Origin of the sequence: Sinorhizobium fredii, from assembly GCF_002944405.1 — a bacterium.
GTDB classification, from domain to species: domain Bacteria; phylum Pseudomonadota; class Alphaproteobacteria; order Rhizobiales; family Rhizobiaceae; genus Sinorhizobium; species Sinorhizobium fredii_C.
On record NZ_CP024309.1, the window covers coordinates 208189 to 227997 of the forward strand.

Annotated in this window: 8 protein-coding genes and 2 pseudogenes; 4 read left to right on the forward strand and 6 right to left on the reverse strand. The window is 58.3% G+C overall.

Annotated elements, in window-relative coordinates; genetic code table 11:
- Positions 1-14: 14 nt before the first annotated feature.
- On the reverse strand, positions 15-6479 hold the full coding sequence (locus tag NXT3_RS22175) for a non-ribosomal peptide synthetase (protein WP_104840486.1): 6465 nt from the start codon (positions 6477-6479) through the stop codon (positions 15-17).
- A gap of 458 nt (positions 6480-6937) precedes the next feature.
- Entirely contained in the window at positions 6938-8263 is a 1326-nt protein-coding gene (locus tag NXT3_RS22180; RefSeq protein ID WP_072597293.1) for a dicarboxylate/amino acid:cation symporter, read from the reverse strand.
- Positions 8264-8602: 339 nt separating this feature from the next.
- Between NXT3_RS22180 and NXT3_RS31790 the strand changes: the two genes are divergently transcribed.
- Together NXT3_RS31790 and NXT3_RS22185 are read left to right on the forward strand one after the other, a co-directional pair.
- Complete coding sequence (locus tag NXT3_RS31790) at positions 8603-8854, forward strand: hypothetical protein (protein ID WP_132078339.1); 252 nt, start codon at positions 8603-8605, stop codon at positions 8852-8854.
- 280 nt (positions 8855-9134) lie between these two features.
- Complete coding sequence (locus NXT3_RS22185) at positions 9135-9815, forward strand: OmpW/AlkL family protein (protein WP_104840487.1); 681 nt, start codon at positions 9135-9137, stop codon at positions 9813-9815.
- Positions 9816-10149: 334 nt separating this feature from the next.
- Here the strand turns inward: NXT3_RS22185 and NXT3_RS22190 are convergent.
- The 4 genes and pseudogenes from NXT3_RS22190 to NXT3_RS22205 all read right to left on the reverse strand — a co-directional run.
- Positions 10150-10714, reverse strand: a pseudogene (locus NXT3_RS22190) (transposase); the annotation flags it as partial.
- 439 nt (positions 10715-11153) lie between these two features.
- Positions 11154-11887, reverse strand: a pseudogene (locus tag NXT3_RS22195) (SDR family NAD(P)-dependent oxidoreductase).
- A 920-nt stretch (positions 11888-12807) separates the two neighbouring features.
- Positions 12808-14007: an MFS transporter gene (locus NXT3_RS22200; RefSeq protein WP_104840488.1), complete on the reverse strand. Its 1200-nt coding sequence runs from the start codon at positions 14005-14007 to the stop codon at positions 12808-12810.
- Between the two features lie 1110 nt (positions 14008-15117).
- Positions 15118-16227: an FAD-dependent monooxygenase gene (locus tag NXT3_RS22205; protein ID WP_104840489.1), complete on the reverse strand. Its 1110-nt coding sequence runs from the start codon at positions 16225-16227 to the stop codon at positions 15118-15120.
- A gap of 568 nt (positions 16228-16795) precedes the next feature.
- Between NXT3_RS22205 and NXT3_RS22210 the strand changes: the two genes are divergently transcribed.
- Together NXT3_RS22210 and NXT3_RS22215 are read left to right on the forward strand one after the other, a co-directional pair.
- Positions 16796-17143: a hypothetical protein gene (locus NXT3_RS22210; RefSeq protein ID WP_104840490.1), complete on the forward strand. Its 348-nt coding sequence runs from the start codon at positions 16796-16798 to the stop codon at positions 17141-17143.
- A gap of 532 nt (positions 17144-17675) precedes the next feature.
- Entirely contained in the window at positions 17676-19610 is a 1935-nt protein-coding gene (locus NXT3_RS22215) for a cytochrome P450 (protein ID WP_104840491.1), read from the forward strand.
- The last annotated feature ends 199 nt before the right edge of the window (positions 19611-19809 follow it).

Genomic DNA, 19809 nt, shown 5'->3' on the forward strand with positions numbered 1-19809 from the left:
TTGCTCCGAGGGCCTCATCCGTTATCGTCCATAGCGCCAGGATCTGCAAACGCGTCCACCATCTGCAGGAGCTCCTCCTGCAAGATTGCGCAGACCTTGCGGGTCGTCTCGTAGCCAACGTGTCGTGGATCGTATCTCACTTCGATTCGTAGTTCGCCCGATTGGTACCCGACGCGAAACCAGAAGAGGTAGTTCAGAACGGACTGATCCATGTCGTCACCGATCCACAATGGATGTGGATCTCTGGACAGCAGACGGCGCGGATAATGATGTTGAAGCCTCGCCCGATAGTTCACTCCAATGCGAGGTAACGGCAGACGATCGATCCTCTCCCGGACAGCGGGGTTCCGATTTAAGAACTTCAAAGCTCGGAAACCTATGCCCTGGCGTGGCAACGAGCTGCGCTGCTGATAAATCGAACGGGCTCGGTTCGGACGAGACTCTGTACCGTCAAGGCATAACGGGAGCGGCACCAGTTCACCGATATAACCGATGATTTGAGAGGGGTCGATGTCGTCAAACAGCCGTCCCCTGGTCGAAGTGAGACTGTCAATCCAGAGTGAGTAATTGCCGAAAGCGCGGCCAAATGCCCCCGAAATAGCAGCAAGCAATAAATCGAAATCTTCGCAGTCGGCAGACGCCGCCGCAACGTTGAGAAGCTTCCTTGTTGCCTCCTCACTGATCCTTAGATGGAATGTTGCCTGGTCTTTCCAGAGCGGCCTGCAGAATTCTTCATCGATATGTTCCTCAGACCCTACATAGTGGAGCCACCTTGCAGTATCGGCTGAAAATCCCGCCGCGTCAGCCTCAGCGTCGCTCACACGCATGTCAAACTGGTCATACTGAAAGCTCTCCCAATGTTCGAGCTCTGTTGCCGCTTCGCCATTTGCGTAGTTATCCAATCGCTCCAGCCATCGAGACAGGGTCGACGTCTCGGGATCCGCAGCGTTTTGGCCTGAAGCAAACGAATTGTAAGCTGCCTCAAGTGCATTCAGGAACAGCCGGTATCCAACCCCGTCTGCTACGAAATGGTGTAGCAGGACAAGCAAATAGTAATCGTCGCACTCTGATGTCCGAAAGGCTGAGACTCTGATAAGCGGTGTCTCACCGTCAAATCGAAATGTGCGCTGACGCTCCGCGCAGGCGCGCTCGATGACCGTGAGTTGTTTTGCCGCGGCCATACCGGCAAGGTCTATTTCTTCGACCAGGGGATCTGGTATCAAACCGATTGCCTGAGACAGGCCGCTCTCCGTTTGGTCAATTCGGAGCCTCAGGCCTTCTTCCCGGCCGAGGACATGCGCAAGCGCATGTTCAAGAATGGAGAGATTCAAGTGGCCGGCGGGCATGAAGAACAGATCGCCAATGTTGTAGTGCTCGCCAATGCCAACGATACTATTCCAATGGGAGACTGCAGGGGTCACTGGCAGCGGTCCATCGGAAGTCGCTGAGGCACAGGTCGAAGCCGAGGTTTGGTGCTTTGCCAGTTCTCGGATCGTCGGTGTCCGATGCAGTTGGCTGACGGTAAAGCTCACTCCCGCTTTGCGCGCCAGCGTAACGCACCGCACGCTCAGAAGCGAATTCCCGCCGATATCAAAGAAGCTATCATCGATACCGACAGATTTGGTGCCCAACAGCTCTTGCCAAATATCGGCGAGCAGTCGCTCCCTCTTCGTCTGCGGCTTAGCGGATTTGGTCCTTCGCATGATGCTCGATGACACGGACGCCAGACGGGCACGGTCTATCTTCCCGCTCGCCGTGATCGGAATACGGCGCACGACCCGAACATCCGACGGAATCATGTAAGATGGCAGCGTTTGCCGCAGATGGTCCACAATGTCCCCTGAGGCCAGGCCGGCACGCGCCGGGACAACAAGGGCGACCAGTCGCCGATCATCCTCTTGGCCCCTTACAAACGCCGCGGCCTTCGCAACGCCAGGATGCGATGCAAGCGCCGTTTCGATCTCCTCCAGTTCAATTCGAAACCCCCGAAACTGGATTTGGTTGTCCGCACGACCGCAAATCTCCAGGCGGCCTTCGGCTGAGATGCGAGCGATATCACCACTGCGGTAAAGGACGCCGTAGTGACCTTCATCGTGCGGATTTGGAACGAACGAGTGATTTGTCCGCTCTGGATCCTTCCAATATCCCGCGCCCAGGCAGCGCCCTGCCACGCAGAGCTCGCCTGCAACGCCCACGGGCACCTGCTTCAACTGTGCGTCGAGAACGTAGATTTTTACATTGTCGATCGGGCGCCCGACCGGCACGGCTGAAGAGCCATCGTCGCCGTTCGATGTTCGGTATACCGCTGAATTAGACGCGCACTCCGTCGTTCCATAAAAATTCCATAGGGGTACGTCTGGAAAGCATTCTCGCCAACGATCGGGAAGTGATGGCGGCATCGGTTCAGCGCTGCTTGTAACCAGGCGCAAGTTGGTCCTTTTCGGGCCTCGCTGTTGAGAGGCGATCAAACCGGTGAGAATGGGAGGAGAGGCAAACAACCGCGTCACGTGATGCTTTGCCAATGCCTGCAACAACAGGTCGGGGTCGAGCAACTGCTCATGCGTCAGGATCAGCGTGGGCACTCCCTTCAGGAGCCCTCCGAAATACTCCCACTCCGCAGCAACAAGGGCTGCTGACTTCTGTACCACCATCACGTCGAAGTCGTCGAAGGGAAAGCATCGCCACATCCAGTTCAGTCGGTTGAGTATGGCAGATTCCGGTATGAGAACGCCCTTCGCCTTACCGGTCGAGGATGAGGTATAGATTAGACTGGCTGTGCTCTCATCGGGCAATTCGATAGTTCTGTGCGAGACCTGGCCAGCGTTGTATCTGGCCTGCAGGGTGGTCAGGCTGACGCTCGGCAGAGCGAAATCGACCTCTTCGTCACTGCCGGTGTGCACAAGGAGGTTCGCGCCGCTATCCTCCAGGATTTGGCCGACCCGCTGCTTCGGGTAATCTGGCGATATCGGCACAACAACTGCCTGCAGGTCCCGAATTGCCAAAGTTGTGGCCGCTACATCCGGGGACCTGTCAACCAGCATAGCAACGATGTCTCCCGGCCCCACCCCGGAAGCTCGCAGAACGGCCTTGATCGCAGCCATTCGTTCGCGCAGTTGGCCAAACGTGATTGCTCCGAATTCGCCGAAGTAGGCCACCCGATCGATATTCGAAGCGCTCACCTGATCGAACGCTTCCACCAGCAGAGGTTCGTTATCGTATAGCCGCTCCTCGCCCTTGAGCGAATTTAGACTGGCGACTTCCGACGGGCTGAGGCCCTCCAGGGCGAGGATCGGCTCGCCCGATCTCTCCACACAGGTAGCAATGAGATGACGAAGATTATCGGCCATGCGAGCGATCTCATCGCTCGAGAATATGTCTTCCGCGTAGGCCAGTTGCAGTGCAATTGCACTGCCTTCATCTTGCGCGTACAGCGTGAGGTCGAATTTCACGTAACCGGTGTCGTACTCGCGAAATGACACTTGGAGATCGCGGTTGCCAGGTGGCTCCGCGGGCTCAGAGTACATGTTGAACATGGCTTGGAAGATGGGCGATCGACCAGGCTCGCGGTGGAGTCGGGCATCCCGGACCATCCAGCTGAACGGATACGCCGAATTCGCGATGGCGTCCCCTATGAGGTCCTGTACGTGAGTTACGTGGCCAACGAAGGACCTGTTGACGTCGATCGTTGTGCGGATCGGCAGCATGTTGAGGAAGAAACCCACGATCTCCTCAGTGCCTGGCTCGCTGCGCACTACGTGCGGTATGCCAACGATAATATCGTCTTGGCCGCTATACATCCGCAATAGCAGCTTGAAGCATGCCAAAAGGACCGTGGAAGTCGTGCACCTGTGCCGGCGTGCAAAATCTCGCAACTGACCAGATAGCTCACCGCCAAGGAGAACCGCATGCGAATTCCCGCGGTAGGAGGTCACTTGCGGCCGCAGTCGAGGATTTCCAAGCGAAAGTACCGGAGGATTGTCGCCTATCTGCTGACGCCAATAGCGCCGCTGATCCTTCAGCGACTTCGGTGTGACATGTGCACTTTCCCACAGCGCATAGCTAGAGAGCGATGTGCGATCCGCCGGAGAAAATGCAGCCGCATGCGAGTATCTCGTTTGCAAGTCCCTGAGCAGGACAGAGATCGACCATGCATCTATGATGATTTCGTGCGCGGTGATCAATATGAGATGGTCGTCCGCGCCGAGACGAATTATGCGCGCACGAAACAGATTGCCCTGACTAAGATCAAAGGGCTTGTTGAGCTCCGTTCGCCTCAACTCCACCACAAGTGCCTCGGCCTCGTGGTTGGATAGGAGGGTGGCGTCCACCAACTCTAGATCGGAGTTCTTGGGATCATCGAAAATTTGAACCGGGCCGTCTTCGTCGATGAAACGTGCCGAAAGGGCGTCATGCGCCTGAACCACATCTTTCCAGGCCTTATTGAAAGCGGCCGGATCGATGTCACCTCGGATACGCACACCACCCTGGATAATGTAGTTTTTCGCAGTCGGGTCGAGCTGCCAGAGGAACCAAAGGTGTTCCTGTACTCGAGTGAGGGGTGATCGTCTGAGCTTGCCACAGGTGGGGAGCCCGAACTTTGTCGTCTCGGACTGGCTTGATATCGACGCCGCAAGCGACCTGATCGTCCCATTCAGAACAAGCCTGAAGTCCACCTTCGTCCCGAGCTGCCTGTGGATTTGAGCCAATATAAGCATCGCGCGGATCGAGTCTCCGCCAAGGTCCATAAATTGGTCGCCCACGCCGATACTTTCGATCCGAAGAATGCTGGACCAAATATCTCGTAGTCTGCTTTCGAGCTCGGTCGTTGGTTCCTCGAAGGGCTCCAGCAACTCCGGGCGAAGCGTCGTCGGATCAGGCAGTGACGCGAAGTCGACCTTCCCGTTCGGGGTGGTCGGTAGCCGGTCGACACGTATGATTCGTTCCGGCAGCATGTAGGCGGGCAACCTTTCGGCAACAAAGCTGCGGAGTTCACTCTCCGATAGCCCGGCAGGAGCCGACACATACGCCACTATCCGTCTGGGCCCGATTGCTCCGTCCGTATTTGCTATGTCCCTGGCCGTGAGCTTCACGTTCTCGTGGAGGGGTGCAACAGCCACGGCCGCACTTATCAAAGGATGGGCGCACAGGCGAGACTCGATCTCTCCGAGTTCGATTCGATGTCCGCGGATCTTGATCTGCCGATCTCGTCTACCAAGACACTCCAAGAGGCCGTCTGCCCTGATCCGTCCGAGATCGCCGGTCTTGTAGAGCTGCCGATATGATGGGTGGTCCGAGAACGGATTTGACAGAAAAGCATTTTCGGTACGCTCGCCATCGTTGATGTAACCGTCAGCGACACCGACACCGCTCACACAGATTTCGCCAATCTCTCCCGCCTCGCACAGACGTGTGCCGCTGGCGACATAAACCTTGAGATTGGCAATCGGCTTACCAATGGGAACATAGGTGTCAGCCGTAATGGGCGGGAGAGACATCAGATGATGCGTAACCCCATCCGCGCATTCTGTCGGGCCGTAGTGATTGAGGATCGGGACATGAGGATAGAGTGTCAGCCAGCTGCGCACCAAGGCAGGCGTCAGCGGCTCGCCGACCGTGGAGATCATGCGTAAGGCGCCGAGAAGCCGCTCCTGCGCCGACAGTGTCTGCAGATATTCAACGAACACTGAGAGCAACGATGGAACGAATTGGACGACAGTGACGCGATTTGTTTCAAGGGCCTCAAGAAGGGCCATCGGAGATCTCACTGCCGCATCATCGATGATCGTGACGCAACTGCCGACACACAGCCCTGCCAAAAGCTGCCACAGCGAGATGTCAAAGCTATGCGAGGCAGTTTGTGCGACACAGTCCTTCTGACCTAGCTGGAGTGCATCAATCTTCGCCATCAAGTGGTTGTTGAGGCCCGCCCGCTTGACCATCACTCCCTTTGGTCTTCCCTCCGAACCGGAGGTGAACAGGAGGTAGGCGAGACGGCCCTCTACCGAAGCTCGCATTGCAGGAGAGGTACAGACATCGAGTAGCGCCGCCTGCACCGTCAAGAATTGCAGGTCGCCGGTGCTGTCTTCCTGGAAGCGAGCAAGCGCTTCGGGTCTTTCTGACCCGATAATCAGATTGCATCCACTCTGCTCAATCATGCAGGAAATGCGCGATGCCGGTAAGGATGGATCGAGCGGCAAATAAGTTGAGCCGCTTTTCAAAATTGCGATTACCGTGGCCGCCCAATTGAGGTCTCTTGCGCCGTAATAGCCCACGATCGTACCCTCTGGACCACGCGCCCGCAGGGTGCTCGCAATTCTGTCCGACAGCAGTTGCAGCCCACCATATGTGAGCTCTTCCGCACCATGCTTGATCGCCACCTTGTCCCGGAACAATGCTGCGATTTCATCGATAGCCGCGACTACATCGATGAGCTGATTTCCCATAAATTCGGACTTCGCAGTCCGGCCTTCGTTGAGCATAAGGTTCCTCGCCCGGCGAGGCAGCCAGTGGGTCATAGTTGGTCGTTCCTGCCCCGTCGCGATCGACAATCAGCAAAAGTCATGCCAGCGACGCGGAGAAGCGCCTATGCGAAATGTCCCGGTGAGTTCAATGCTTTAAACGAGTGTGTTAGGAATTTTGTCGAACAGCAGCGTGTCGCGGAACTGACAAACACAACAATAGGGCCACCTCTGGCTCCTCGGAAACAGCGGGCAGGGACATCAGCTAACGACGGAGGGTGCAGTTTGCAGCATCGAGTTCCCGATCAGCGTTGCGGCCACACGTTGGTATGAACCGGTGACGCCGACGCGAGGGGTCCTTTGCAACATTTTGATCGCCGCGGATAAAGCAGTCTTCGGTGGATAAACAAAAATGGCGCGGGTCTGGCGTGCCAGCCCGCGCCAAGCCGCACGACTGTGCGGAGTTGCCCTGGGAGGCATTACTCGGCTGGCTGAACAATTTTCGGGTTGGTTCCCGCCGGCCCGTCATCTGCAAGCGCCCCGGAAAGCTGCGCCTGATCGAGCTCGCCTTCCCACTTCGCCACCACCAGCGTCGCTGCCGCATTGCCGATAGTATTCGTAATTGCCCGGCACTCCGACATGAAGCGATCGATGCCGAGGATAAGCGCCATACCGGCGACCGGCACGGAGGGGACGACGGAGAGCGTCGCGGCCAGCGTGATGAAGCCAGCGCCGGTGATGCCGGCCGCGCCCTTCGAGCTCAGCATAGCGACGAGCAGGAGCAGGATCTGGTCGCCATAGGAGAGCGGCGTGTCGGTCGCCTGGGCGATGAACAGCGCCGCCAGCGTCATGTAGATGTTGGTGCCGTCGAGATTGAAGGAATAGCCAGTCGGAATGACGAGGCCGACGACCGAGCGCTTGCAGCCGGCCTTCTCCATCTTGTTCATGAGGCCCGGCAGGGCCGCTTCCGAGGAGGACGTGCCGAGCACCAGCAAGAGTTCCTCCTTGATGTAGCGGATCAGCGCCACGATCGAGAAGCCGTTATAGCGGGCCACCGCGCCGAGCACGACGAAGACGAACAGGAACGAGGTCAGATAGAAGGTGCCGATCAGCATGGCGAGGTTGGCGATCGAGGCGACGCCGTATTTGCCGATGGTGAATGCCATGGCACCGAAGGCGCCGATCGGGGCGGCCTTCATCAGGATCGCCACCAGCCGGAAGATCGGCAGCGTCAGCGCCTGCAGGAAATCGACGACCGGCTCGGCCTTTTTGCCGACGATCGCCAGCGAGATGCCGAAGAGCACCGAGATGAACAGCACCTGCAGGATGTCGCCCTCGGCAAAGGCGCCGACGAGCGTCGTCGGGATGATGTTCATCAGGAAGCCGGTGATCGACTGCTCATGCGCCTTTGCGGCATAGGAGGCGACCGCCTTCGCATCAAGTGAGGCCGGGTCGATATGCATGCCCGCACCCGGCTGCACCACATTGGCCACGATCAGGCCGATGACGAGCGCAAGGGTGGAGAAGGTCAGGAAGTAGATCATCGCCTTGCCGGCGACGCGGCCGACCTTGGCGAGATCGGTCATTCCGGCAATGCCGGTCGCGACCGTCAGGAAGATCACCGGCGCGATGATCATCTTGACGAGCTTGATGAAGGCGTCGCCAAGCGGCTTCAGCTGCGTGCCGAGCTCGGGATAGAAATGCCCGAGTAGGATGCCGGCGGCGATTGCCACCAGAACCTGGACATAGAGATGGCGGTAAAAGGGTGTCTTGCCGCGGACCTCCGCGGAATGCTCGATGATCATGTGATATCCTCCACATGGGGTCCCCCGTCCGGCAAATGTGCCGGCCTTCCCAAGATCGACAGCCGCTGCTGCCTTCTCGTTTACGCAGCAAGCGACGTGCCAACCGGACCTCGAATCGAGCATCGTTTGAAATAGCTGCGCATTTTCGCCGGAGCGTGGCACGCGGTCCTGTCCGGAAACCTGCAATCATCGACGAGGAGAATGGGCGGAAACACGCCCGATCTTGCCATTTCCAAATAGCCTTCGGTCATCGACGGCTTTGATCATGGCGCCCCTGTGCGCCGCTTTTGATTGGCAGCTCTAGAAGTTCAGAATGACGGGCGAGGGGGACGGGCTGCGGTGATTGTCGGCGACACCTGGCATGTCACGACGAAGGCGCTCGTCAGCATTCTTGACTTTAATAGTTTGCGATACCGGCAGGAAATATCAGCCGGCGACAAGCCCGACGCCGTCCGAAAGCACTATGAGGCGATCATTCAGTGCGACTCCGAAGCCGCGGGCAATGCCGACGTCTGCGATGGCGTCGACGAAGAGCAACTCTTGAGCAGCTCCGATGAGCGGATTCAACCACAACCAACGTTTAAGGCATGATCAATTCCGACAGGGAATGGACATGAGGTTACAGGGCGCGCCGCGGCATCTGGCGCAGGCCAAGGTGCCCTCGATAGGATAGGGTCCTGTACCATGTGATGCCGGAATTGGATCACTGCCGAGCGGATCGCAAAGCGTTGCGGCCGCTCACCCGACGGGCAAGTCATATTTGGCTGCTGCGACAAACAGTCCAGTTCCAATTGATCTCGCTCAAACCGTGACCTCATAAACGGTGCTATTTCCGCCGACCTTCACCAAACTTGGATAGAAGGAGGCAAGAATGATATCCAGCAACATCGTCCGCGCCATTATCACCGGCGCAGCATTGGTTGCCACCTGTAGCGCGGAAGCGATGGATCTGACGACGGCACAAGCTGTTACGCCTGTCTATGCTGCATCGGCAGAGAGCCCGTGGCAGATACGCTTGCGGGGGCTTAATGTGATCACCAAGGACTCCGGCCGGGTTTACGGAGTGCCGGGATCGGATCTTTCCTTCTCGAATACGCTCATACCGGAATTCGATGTTTCGTACTTCTTCAACGAAAATATCGCTGCGGAGCTCATCCTCGGCACAACCTACGCCAATGTCTACGGCGGCGGCTCAGTTGCAACGCTCGGAGAAATCGGCAAGACTTGGCTGTTGCCGCCAACCCTGACCATTCAATACCATTTTACCGATTTCGGCACCTTCCAGCCCTATGTCGGCGCCGGTGTCAACTATACGGTGTTCTACAACCAGTCAGGCAAGAGCGCTCGTAGCCTTGATGTCAAGAACACTTTCGGCGTCGCCCTGCAGGCCGGCTTCGACTATATGGTCGACGACCATTGGGGCGTGAACTTCGACGTGAAGAAAATCTTCCTGAGACCAGAGTTCGATGCGAATGTCGGTGGCGCCGATGTCAGCGGCAAGGCCAAGCTCGATCCATGGCTGATTGGCGCCGGTATCACTTACCGCTTCTAGTCAGACGGAATTTCTCGCGGCCTGAGCATGGACTAAGTAACACCTGATCCAGATGCGTGCCGCCCGGCATTATGGCCGCGAGAAACTCGACGGCACTTGCGTTCGCGGCGTGACATCCCAGATAGCGGCGAACCACAAGCGCAGCGTTCCTTGCTCCGGCGTTCTATCAGTTCTTCTTTGCCAATGTCGGTCGAACCCGGTATGCTCGCGCAGAGGTCGAGCCTCAGGTTGCGGAAGCCCTCGGCGTCCTCTCAACGCTCATGGAACAGCCCTTCATAAATGAAGGCGCTGCAGATTGTTTCGCAGTCGGTCTCGCTGACGCCGGCGCGGCGCATAGGATGGCATGGACACGCCGATAGCCGTAGGTGGGCATGTCGGCGATGACGGCCTTGATATCCTCCACCAGTTCCCGATCCGGGAGTGGTGGGCGTCCTCTGGGTCTGGAAGGGGAGCCTGTGGCCCGCGCAGCGATATTCGACCGGGCGACACCTGAGTTTCGCAGACGGTCTTCATTCCAAAATTCCCTTCGGAAGAGAGATCGCGCGCAACATCCGTTTTTTTGGGCCACCGGCGATTTCGAGGGCTTCCTTGATGATTTCGCTCTCCATCGTCTTCTTGACCCAGCAGGCGCTGCAACTCCTTCACCTGGGCCTGAAGCGCCCGATATTCGGACGCCGGAACAACCTCCTCTTCGGCGGCCGTCGCCGTCAACGCGCCTTGAGACGCCAGCCTCCGCCAGGCGAACAACTGGTTCGGCTGAATGCCATCACGGGCGATGATGCTCACCGTCGCGTCCGCCTCATAGGTTCCTGGATGATGGCCAGCTTCTCCGCCGTGCTCCAGCGCCGCCGTCGTTCAGGCCCGGAGAGGACCTCTATCTTATGGTTGATGCTAGTCATAATGCCGACATTACACCTACACACTTAACTAAGTGGGGGAGCATGTCCGGGCCTTTCGGGGGCTAATTCAGTGGCTTTTATCTAACGTAGCTGCCGTAAAGTATTGTCAATGACTGGATCGGCTCGTGTTAGTTTAAAGCAACACGTTCCAAGATTGTGTAGGTTTGAACCAACCTGATGTTGGAGGCCGCAGCCTGTGACCAATCCGCGGGCGACCGCCTGTCATTCTTCTTCTTGTCATCAGCGGCGAAGGAGACAGGGCATGACGATCACCAGAGACGAAATTGCCTGGGCGGTCCTACGTCGAGCTCGACCGGGCGGCAGTGATCGCAAATCCAGCCGGAGATCTTACGTTTCTGCTCCCCGTCGATTTGGAGCACGTCACCCCGTGATGGTGGCGAAGGACGTACTGGACAAGCCAGTGCAAAGGCCTCAACACTCATACGTGTTGCCCACCGTTGATGTGGATTTCAGCACCATTGATATAGGACGAGGCCGGCGTGCAGAGGAAATAAATTGTCTCGGCGACTTCAGACGGGTCGCCGAGACGTCCCATTGGTACTTGGCTGGCAACGAGCTTGTCGGTGCCGGGCGACAGGATCGACGTCTCTATCTCGCCCGGGGCTATGGCATTAGCGCGAACTCCCCGGCCAGCAAACTCATGAGCAATTTCCCGGGTGAGTGCCGCGAGACCTGCTTTAGAGGCTGCATAAGCAGCGCCTGCGAAAGGATGAACGCGCGTGCCGGCGATCGAAGTTACGTTCACGATGGAGCCCTTGCCCAACTCGAGCTCGGGAAGCCACGGGCGAGCAACGCCGTGGAAACGAGATTAACGTTCAGCACTTGTGTCCAAGTGCGCGAATCAGTGCCGAGCACGCCCAGTCGGCTCTGGTTCGGACCTTTCGGCGAGATACCTGCATTGTTGACGAGTGCGTGAAGCTTGCCGGCGGGAAGTCGGCTCCGTACTTCTGCGGTCAGATCGTCGATCTTATCGATTTGCGCTAAATCAGCCTGGATGTGGCTCTCGCGTGCGGCTGGCGATGCGCAGTCCTCTGAAAAGGGCTGACGAGAAACCGTAAGGATTCTCCACCCACGCTCTTGAAACAGTTTCACTGTCGCGTGCCCGATACCTCGGCTCGCTCCTGTCAAAAGCATGATGAGCTGCTCTGTCATTATCGGGACCCTTCAGATTGTTGACGCACAAACTGCTACATTCGATGTATTGCAACAATGAGGAAGACAACCAGCGAAGCCGTTCGAGATTGTACCGCCTCGGCCAGCGGCCGAAGTTCTCGTCGAAATGCCGGCCGCGCAGGATCCTCCAGGACAAGCAGTCTAGATCTGTTCAACGCCGATGCCAGAACGTCAGTTTGCCTGGCCGTGAAACCGGTTAGCAACAAGCCCGAAAGTTGGCGAGATCCAGTCGGAGGAATTCTTCACGCTCATCGGGGGCCCATGCCCAACCATAAAGTTTGGTTTGCGAGCGCTCGAATAACCTCAATCCTAGGCCGCTGCTACCCGGCTTTAAAGACGGTGAAATGGGTGCGTACAAAGCACTTGCAAAAAATGACAATACACGCATTTATGGCCCGTCTGTGAATTCGAATCAGATGCGGGGCCTCTTCTTTCGTCGAGAGAGAAGCGGCCCTTTGCTTAAGTTCAAAACGGATGATCCTTGTCGGGTCGCGGATCAGCACCCGCGGTATGTTCACGAGGCGTGGATGCGGCGCGCCTTGAAGAAGGCTGCAGCGGTGCTCGAGACTGGATACCCGCTTCGTTGGTCACCGTAGAAGTGCGGCAGCCAGGAAAGCAGTCGCAGAGCCGACGAATACAACCACTGCGCATCCGCGCAACACTTTCATCCGGCGCGTTCGTTTGCCGGTCCAATCATAGCCCATCACTCAATTCCCTCAGCCTCATGCCGGATATGCAGATAATGGAACAAGTCTCCTAAGAAATGGAAAACTTTGGGTCTGGAGGGCCTTTCCGTCCCGCCCGAACTCACGTTCCGGGGGATCAGGTCGGCTATTTGTCCCTGAACGCTGTATCCTCATGCACGAGCCGGATCGTTTGCTGCGTGAAGCGGCCACTCGTCAGGTCTGCCAAGCTTGCGCTTCTCGCGACGTCAAGACGGCTAACGCGGCCGCGATCATAAGCAAAACCGCGCTGGCGCCGAAGGTCACCTGGTACCCACGCATGTCGAACAAGAAGCCACCAACGGTCCCGCCCGATGTGATAGCGAGGTGAATGGCTGCGACCATAAGTCCGCCTCCGGCTTCGGCATCCTTCGGCAGCGTTCTTGATAACCAGGTCCACCAGCCCACCGGCGCTGACGTGGCGAACAACCCCCAGATGCCCAGCAGCAGTGCCGCTGCGGCGACTCGGCCACCGACAGCCACAAGGGCCACGGCAATCGCCGCCATCAACATCGGAATCGCAATCAGCGTCCGATACATGCCATGCTTCAGAAAGGCGCCAATGAGCATGGTGCCGATGAACCCGGTCGCGCCCATCACCAGCAGCAGGAGCGACAGAGTTGAAACATCGGCATGTATAGCCGTTTCGAGGAACGGCCGCAGATAGGTGAACAGCGTAAACTGGCCCATGAAGAACACGCTGACCGCTGCCATGCCGAGAACCACCACTCGCCGGTTCAACAGTTTAAAAACGCTTCCGGATGCCGGCCGCTCCTCGACCTTCATGGGAGGAAGACTGAGGAACTGCCAGACGAACACAATCACTGCGACCGGGACCACGCAGAAGAACGCCCCGCGCCAGCCGATGAGGCTGCCGAGGAAGCTTCCCAGCGGGGCGGCAATGACCGTCGCCAGCGCATTCCCGCCGTTGAAGATCGCCAGCGCCCGCGGCACCTGATCGTCCGGAACAAGCCGCATGGCGGTCGCGGCGGAGATCGACCAAAATCCGCCGATAACGAGCCCGATGAGCGCGCGGCCAAGCATGAACGTCATATAATTCGGAGCGACTGCTACCATCATCCCCGAGACGATCATCACGGCGGTGAGCGCCAGCAGCAGGATCTTGCGGTCGAGTCTGCCGACCACGGACGAGATGAAGAGGCTTGTCATCACCGCAAAGGCGCCGGATACGGATATCGCCTGTCCGGCCTGGCCTTCGGTTATAGCCAGATCCGAGGCGATCGGGGTCAGCAGGCTGAGGGGCATGATTTCCGCCGCGATGAGCGCGAAAACGCAAAACGACATCGCGAATACCGCGCCCCATGCGGCGGGCCGCTCCTCGCCCCCGCTGCTGTCAGCAGAGAGTTGCACCAACATTGTTCTTTGCCTCGAGAATGTTCCGGCGGGGCCCGTCCTGCCTCTCATTGCCGGTCTATCCGGAGGGCAGAGTTTTCGTGGCGCCGTTGGTTGATCCGGGAGCTGAACCCCGACGGCGGTTCGCGCTGCTAAACGGTATCTTCCTATGATCGACGTTTATGAATTGAATGTAATCGGCGCGGAGCACCGGACCATTACAATGATAAGCGCAACTCCGCAGGCGCCGCCGGCGATGGCCAGTAATGCGGACAACGGATGTTTTGTTCGTCAATACCTGGGCTGTTCGCGGTTCCGATCTCCCGTGACGAACAGAGCGGGGGTAAAGCACCGACCTTGTTGCAGCAGCGTTGAACGTCTCTTCCGAAGGGCACCCGCACGCTGGTGCAGCCAAGAGGTTCGCCACGATGCGGTTGCGAAACTGGCGTCCGGAGAAAGACAATCGCGGCAAACGCGCGCGTGCGGCCTTCCAGTGCATCTGGAACGTTCTGAATAACCCGGGCGTCGCCCGCGGTACAAAGCACTGTCTTACCATTTCGACATCTCCGCACGATATCTTCAGTCGGTGACGCATTTTCAGATGCCTCATAGCAATGTGCGTGCCATCAGAAACCTTCTGGCATGAGCCACTAGAACGAACCGCCCGTGTCGCATGTCCAACATTGTCCTACATCGAACAATGCCAAGCGACATGGACCTGTTGCTCTTGGGCGCACAAAAAATGGACCGCTGTTCAATCTGCGATGACACCGACTTCCCGATAGGCAGGAAATGAGGATTATCCACTTCTGCGAAACGGAACAGTCGATCGCAAGCTGCGAACATGCCTAACTTGAAGCACGAGCACAGTGACAATCCGCCAGGGCAGATAGGTCGATGCCCCCCGAAGCGGGGGCACGGGCGTTTGAGCTAGATTGAAATCGATGAGGCGCACGGCAAACCTGTTCGCGTGTGCTCACATTCCATTGCCGTGGTCCAAAAGCGCTAACCCAACTTTCTCGAATTCAAATTTCCCGCTCGATCGTCAAGGCACGCTGACGACGGTCTCGCTTCCGTGCCAACGCGCAAGGTGTCGGGAAGGCGTCGGAGGCCAGCCAGCGCTGGCCCCGACCGTCAAGGCAGGAGCGGGCGTGTCAGCGGCTCATAGGTGCGCCGGTACAAGGCGTCGCCGAATAGCCGCAGGATAGCATTCCGGATCGTGCTCGAACCCGTTCTCAGCTTGTCGCGGGCGCGCGATTTCTTCTGCACCCACGCGACCCGACCAATGCGCGCCTCGTAAAATTCTTGGAGGATGCCTTCCATCGGATCGTCCTTGGCGACAAGCTCTGCGAGAACGACTGCGTCCTCGATCGCCATGCCCGCGCCCTGGGCCATGCTGGGGGATGAGGCGTGCGCGGCGTCACCGATCAGGACATGCCGATCGGCTATCCATCGTTGTGCAGGAACTTCCTGCAAAACGGCTCGATGGACTGCGGTGGCGGGATCCAGGGCGGCGACGATCGGGCCGAGCGGACCTGCGAAGCTGCTGAACAGCCGCTTCATAACGTTGACGGAGCCGTCGCCGAATTCGTTCGAGCGGCAGTCGGCGTATATGTACGTTTCCGTTTCGCTGATGGGGATGCCGAGCAGGGTGCGGCCGTTCCCAAGCATTGCCGTCCAGCCATCGATCTCTCCGTTGTTGCGGACGACCAGTCGCCAGCATGAAATGTCGATCTGGCGAGCCGCGCTCGGACCGAATACTGCGGTCCGCAGCGGCGTATTGACGCCTGCCGCGCCAACGACGAGATCGTATTCTTTTTCTTGTCCATTGGAGAAGCGAGCCGTGCCCTTGTCACCACGCGAAGCCGTCGAGACCACTTCCAGGCCATAGGTCACAGTGCTTGGCTCCAGCGAAGCATGGAGGATGTCCGTTAGAGATTGGCGCGATAAGGCAAGACAGGGCCCACAATCCTTCCAGATGTCTGCGGTCCTCACGTCGTTCAGAACGAAGCCTGAAGACGAAAGGATTCTCTGTCTGGCAATCGCATAGGCAACAGCTCTTACTTGTTCGAGCAGTCCCAGGTCGCCGAGCGCTCTTGCGGCGTTTCCCAGGAGAAAGATACCTGCTCCCTCGGTCGGTGGCCGTTCCCGGCGTTCGACAACCTCGCACTCGACGCCCTTCATTTTCAGTGCTCGTGCCGCAGAAAGTCCGGCTATTCCGGCCCCGGCAATCAGTATTTTCATGGATCATTCCTGTGTGAGCGACCTAGGTCGACGTTGTATTTCAGCTCCCGGGGCAAGGTATGACACAGCTTCGCGCAGAGTTCACGAGCCGGTCGGCACGCCGCATCACGCGTCGCCATGCACCTGATGCAAGAGAGCCACTGCGAGCCCTTCTTCATTGGTATTTCGCCTTATGGAGCCGTTTCTGTATCTGTCAGTAGCCGTCAGTAGCGAACTGTAGCTGTCCGCAAGTCTTCAGCCGCCGCCCGACGGCGTTTCTCCTCGTCGAGAACGACAAGGTCCGTGATCCAGTCGCGAGCACAGGCGCTTTGGCGACACAGCTCACGAGCGGCAAGGGCACAATTGGTCGACAGCGGCTCGAGACCTGCCATCTGCGCCCCGCGTCTGAGCGCCCTCTAGTGTGCCCGCAACCGCGGCCGGTGCAGGGCTCATGGAAGCAATGAAGTCGGAACAAGCGATTCAACACCACGAGGCTTAGATAGGCATTCCCATGCTCTGGCGATTCTGGATCCTTCTTGACGAGGACGCACGAAGCGGCGATGTTTCCATCCCGAGACGAGGAGCAGCCATGATGAATTACGAGTGGCAGGACACTCTCTTGCGCGAGGAGGACCTCGCAGAGCGCGCGGCGGCAATAGTGCCGAGGATGCTAGCGCATCCAAGGGTCACTCTCGACCAGATCTCGCGACTTAGAGGTCACATCAATGACTGCATTGACAGGCTCGGGACGCTGCTTGCCGAAATGGAGGATGCCGGTGTCGAGCAGGTCGTCCTCGGGGCTGCGCACAATGTTCGTGACACATGGGAGAGCCTTGCTGATAAAGCCGCTGAGAGGTCGCGATTGTTCGAGACTGACTTCGTCGACGTCCGTCCCACGCTGTCGGACAACAAAGATCAGGGCGTTGCCACGCATTAGTCGGTCAGCGAGTGATCTCTGCCAGCACGAGAACTTGGGGCTAGTGCAAGCCCTTGACTTTCAGTCTTCACCCGACGTCGGCAGGGCCGGGGCGAGGACTCATGGAGGGGTGGGGTGGCATCGTTGTTGCTCCCCGCGCTGCTCAACATAGCAGATTCACTAGCACCCATAAGAGTCTTTAAACTAAAGGAAAACTGTTTCGAGGCGCCGAAATCTTAGGCTTCGATGGGCTGGGAGTCTACCGGCCGTATATCGGCCCGGTACACGTGACGCCAAAGATGGCTCATACATGGAGCCTATGATCCGCAGTTCATGCCATGCGGAGCGACATAAAATCAGATCCGGAATAAATCGTTCTTGAGAAGAGAACCAGTGCGGAGCGCGCCGCCGTGCAGCGCTTCGAAGCTTCGAAGAGAGTGGCGTCACGGAGAGGCACAAATAATGCTGCCTCGTTTGCCCGAGGTTGGATGACCCCTCGCGGAGAGATATGAGGGCCGTGATCGATCGGCCAACTCATTGAGGAGGCGCTAACATGAGCAAGCTCGAAGAGATTCCGCAGCCGAAAGGCCTTCCTGTGCTTGGGCACATAACTTCAATCAATCCGCATGCACCCGTCCAGAGTCTAATACGCCTCTCGAAGGAGCTAGGTCCAATCTTCCGTCTGCAAACCTTCGGACGCAACGTGATCATCGTCGGAAACCAGGAACTGACCGCGGAGCTCTGCGACGAGACCAGATTCTGCAAGGCGCTGCACCCGCCCCTTGCTGAGCTCAGAACGATTGGCAATGACGGCCTTTTCACCGCGGACAACAATGAATCGAACTGGGGCAAGGCACACCGGCTGCTGACGCCAGCCTTTGGCCCGCTCGGTCTGAAGAGCATGTTCAGCAAAATGGTCGACGTGGTCGACCAAATGCTGGTGCGATGGGAACGCTTCGGCTCGGATGCCGAAATCGACGTAGCCGACAACATGACGCGCCTTGCGCTCGACACAATCGCGCTTTGTGCTTTCGACCACCGCTTCAACAGCTTCTACCGGAACGAGAGGCACTCCTTCGTAACGGCGATGGAAGGCGCCCTTAAGGAGGTGTCGCGCCGCGCCCTATTCCCGCCGGGCGCATCAAAGCTGATGTTTTTGCGTAACCGGCGTTTCAAGGCGCACACCCGGACGCTCCGCGCATTGGCGGATGACTTGATCGATAAACGGCGACTTGATGCCCGGCTTGGTGAGCGCTCCGATCTTCTGGATATCATGCTGACGACTAAGGACCAGGAGACGGGGGAGATGCTGAGCCGAGAAAACATCGGCTATCAGATGATCACTTTCCTGATCGCAGGCCATGAGACCACGAGCGGACTCCTCAGTTTCGCGACTTGGCTGCTGCTCAAGAACCCGGAGGAGCTATCGAGGTTGCAGGCCCATGTCGACGACGCTCTCGGCGGTGAGCCTCCGACAGCCCAGGATCTGGGCAAGCTCGATTGTGTCGAACAGGCGCTGATGGAGACCCTGCGGCTTTGGCCCACGGCTCCAGGTTTCGCGGTGCGTCCGACTGAGGATGCGATCCTCGCAGGCAGATACCGGCTGACGCCGAATGACATCCTGCTCATCCTTTTGCCTGTGCTTCACCGCGATCCAAGTGTTTGGGACGAGCCTGACGTATTTAGGCCGGCACGCTTCAAGTTCGATCATGCGAAAGAGGCGCTTCAACACGCCTGGAAACCCTTTGGCAACGGTCAGCGGGCCTGCCTCGGCCGAGGCTTCGCCATGCAAGAGGCAGTGCTGGTCATGGCGATGATGCTCCAGCGCTTCCACATCTCGTTGGTCGACGATAGCTATGAACTTGTTGTCGGCGAGACACTGACGATGAAGCCGATTGGTCTTCGCATAAGGGCGAAACGTCGACACTGGTCGGCGGGGATGCCGCGTCGCAGCGCTCCAGCCGCCTCCAAAGAGCAAGTGTTGAGAAGGGTGCCTCGTTCGATTGCCGACCGAGGGCCGGTGCTCATACTCTACGGCAGCAATACAGGCATGTCAGAATCGTGCGCGAAACGGATCGGAAGCGAGGCTGCGACACGGGGCTACACGCCGGTCGTCGCGCCGGCGGACGACTACTCCTTCGGAGTTCCAGTTGACATCCCCTTCGTCGTCGTTACGGCTTCCTACGAAGGGCTGCCGCCGAACAACGCGAGACGGTTCCTCGCCTGGGCTGAGAGCCTCCCGCCGGACACGCTCGCGGGCCGGCCTTTTGCGGTGTTCGGGTGCGGCAACCGTCATTGGACGCAAACTTGGCAGGCGGTTCCGAAGCGCCTCGAAGCCGCCCTTGCCAGGGCAGGGGCAGTTCCTGTCGCCAAACGTGGAGAGGCGGACGCCGGGGGCAACGTGTTTGCCAGTTTCGACGCTTGGTCCGCTGCGTTGTGGGAGGCTCTTGCGGCCACCCTTGGAGGGAAGCTCGACGGGAAATCCTGAAGGTTCGGGGGAGGGCGTGCGGCAGACTTAGGTAGGCGGTCGCCTGGCTTCACTACTCAACACAAGAAGCAGCTACTCTGGCTGCATCGGAAGGCGGGATGCCAGCTCGATCGGCGGCTACACGATTAGGAATTGGGATTTCAACGGCGATACCCCAAACGGCGATACCCCAAACCGCTCGACGCTCCATCACCTTCGA

Coding starts and splice junctions, on each gene's coding strand:
- NXT3_RS22185 (WP_104840487.1), top strand. CDS start 9,135: ATGATATCCAGCAACATCGTCCGCGCCATTATCACCGGCGCAGCATTG.
- NXT3_RS22200 (WP_104840488.1), bottom strand. CDS start 14,007: ATGTTGGTGCAACTCTCTGCTGACAGCAGCGGGGGCGAGGAGCGGCCC.
- NXT3_RS22180 (WP_072597293.1), bottom strand. CDS start 8,263: ATGATCATCGAGCATTCCGCGGAGGTCCGCGGCAAGACACCCTTTTAC.
- NXT3_RS22175 (WP_104840486.1), bottom strand. CDS start 6,479: ATGCTCAACGAAGGCCGGACTGCGAAGTCCGAATTTATGGGAAATCAG.
- NXT3_RS22215 (WP_104840491.1), top strand. CDS start 17,676: ATGAGCAAGCTCGAAGAGATTCCGCAGCCGAAAGGCCTTCCTGTGCTT.
- NXT3_RS22210 (WP_104840490.1), top strand. CDS start 16,796: ATGATGAATTACGAGTGGCAGGACACTCTCTTGCGCGAGGAGGACCTC.
- NXT3_RS22205 (WP_104840489.1), bottom strand. CDS start 16,227: ATGAAAATACTGATTGCCGGGGCCGGAATAGCCGGACTTTCTGCGGCA.